This window comes from Ensifer sp. LC11, from assembly GCF_001695835.1.
Taxonomy (GTDB): domain Bacteria; phylum Pseudomonadota; class Alphaproteobacteria; order Rhizobiales; family Rhizobiaceae; genus Ensifer.
The window spans coordinates 1-456 of sequence record NZ_MBSO01000064.1 but is presented as its reverse complement, the minus strand read 5'-3'; the positions used below and the strand labels follow the sequence as shown (position 1 = coordinate 456).

Sequence of the window (456 nt, the reverse complement as noted above, 5' to 3'; positions counted from 1 at the left end):
TGGGTTGCGACTTGAAGCTGGACCTTTCCATGCGGATCGCGCGCCAAGGCTATCTCACCCAGGTGGCGGTAGCTGCCGAAGTGTCTGTTGTCGCGGCCATGCCGTGCGCAGTGGATGGGCTGGACCTGACCGTTGGTATTTATGCTGCGAATGCAATGTCTTCGGACGTACCCCGCGCAGCGGATAGCCATTTAAAGCGGTGGGCGAAGCCCCGGGCGATTGCGCTTGACAGTGCCAAAAACCTGCTAAGGTAGAGGATGAAGAAGTGCGTAAACGCCCCACGAAAAACCCACTCGCCTGAGTTGGGTCACCGGTCTTTGCGTAGCAGCAATGACCGTAGCGTCCATGGTGGCCATGGGTTGCGACTTGAAGCTGGACCTTTCCATGCGGATCGCGCGCCAAGGCTATCTCACCCAGGTGGCGGTAGCTGCCGAAGTGTCTGTTGTCGCGGCCATG

At 59.2% G+C, this 456-nt stretch carries 1 protein-coding gene; it reads left to right on the top strand.

Translation table 11 applies throughout. From position 1 onward, the window contains the following. Positions 1-254 (top strand): hypothetical protein (locus tag BBX50_RS30660; RefSeq protein ID WP_065778336.1); only part of this gene is annotated, 254 nt, incomplete at its 5' end. Positions 255-456 lie beyond the last annotated feature (202 nt).